A 1,356-nucleotide genomic window follows, 5' to 3' on the forward strand; every position below is an offset into this window, starting at 1 on the left:
AGTATTGAGCCTTCATGAATGAAGGCTCAATACAAACATCAGTTTTATCAAAAAAATAAAATGGGGACGAGAAGGTCGGCTTTGAGCGAAAAACGGACCTTCAAATCCGAACCGGTTTAATTGATTAACCTTGGCTGTCAGTCAACCCATCGTTAGCATGAATCCGATCGAAAATTCCTTATCGCATTTTTTACAAATACGCAGTGGCAAGAAAGATAGACTCTGGCTCGTGACAAGTAGAGTTGTTCATTTGTATAAAGAGACTTCGCCTTCAGGACGCGTTTTGAACCTGCGATGCATCCACAGGTATTGCTCAGGGGCACGGAGAATTTCACGCTCGATGATCTTGTTCATATAAGCCGCTGCGGCGACCTTGTCTTCCCCTGGATAGCCTGACAACGGATTGCTGATATACATGTGATAACCTTTTTTATCGCTACGTCGAATCATGCTAAGTGTGATCAAGTGTGCACCAGCGAGTTTTGACAGAGCATACGTTCCGTTCGTCGTGGCTGCTTTTTTTACCGAGAAAAAAGGTGCAAAAACGCTTCCCTTAGACCCATAATCCTGGTCTGGTGCAAACCACACGGCTTCACCGGCTTTCAGCGCATGAACAAAACCAGATAAATTACGTCGATCAATCATCGCTTTATTTGAACGCATACGCCCTTTTGTCTGCACCCATTCCATTAATGGATTATTGTGTGGGCGATAAGTTGCCATCATAGGATGACATAAACCCATTACTCTTCCACACAATTCAAGGGACATAAAATGAATACCGACAACTATTACTCCTCTGGTCGCACCGGTCAGGTTTTCAAGCCCTTCGACATCAAACCATTTTTTGACTCTCACATCGCTCCAGAACCAGGCCATTCCTGTTTCCATCAGTCCCAGCCCGAGAGAAACAAAGTTTTTATTGACCATCTGGCTCCGGGAAAATGGTGTCATCTCGGGAAAGCAGAGTTCGATATTTCTAATCGCAATTCCTTCCCGGCGTTTCAGAAAGGGTCTGGATATTTTTCCAAGGCCAGAGCCCAGAATGTGTAAAACCGGGTAAGGAAGTTGAACGAGAAGCCACAGCAGACCCAAACCAGACCAGGTAAGCCAGTAGCGAGGATGGAGTAAATTATGAGTAAAAGTCTGTGCCATAAATTTCCTTAATGCTAATGAAGGTTATAACGCAAAAGGAAAATAATGAGAAAATTCGTCTTTAGCGATACATTTTGTTTTAGACAGTTTAAATCTGTCTAAATTCAGAAAAACAAATAATTTTGCAATTACTGGTAAAGGATTTTAAGAGTCAGGAATGAATTGTAAGCCAGCAAAGTTATGCCGTCACAAATTCATGGG

At 42.8% G+C, this 1,356-nt stretch carries 1 protein-coding gene; it reads right to left on the minus strand.

The window, feature by feature from the left end; genetic code table 11:
• Positions 1-246: 246 nt before the first annotated feature.
• Positions 247-1,155 carry a kdo(2)-lipid IV(A) palmitoleoyltransferase gene (gene lpxP, locus FQK12_RS17770; RefSeq protein ID WP_014226772.1) on the minus strand — a complete coding sequence of 303 codons (909 nt, stop codon included), beginning with the start codon at positions 1,153-1,155 and terminating at the stop codon, positions 247-249.
• Positions 1,156-1,356 lie beyond the last annotated feature (201 nt).

The sequence above is a fragment of the Klebsiella sp. ME-303 genome, assembly GCF_007910085.1.
Lineage (GTDB): Bacteria > Pseudomonadota > Gammaproteobacteria > Enterobacterales > Enterobacteriaceae > Klebsiella > Klebsiella michiganensis.

Bases quoted from the DNA above. Each gene is read 5' to 3' on its own strand.
- lpxP (WP_014226772.1), bottom strand. From the start codon at position 1,155: ATGGCACAGACTTTTACTCATAATTTACTCCATCCTCGCTACTGGCTT.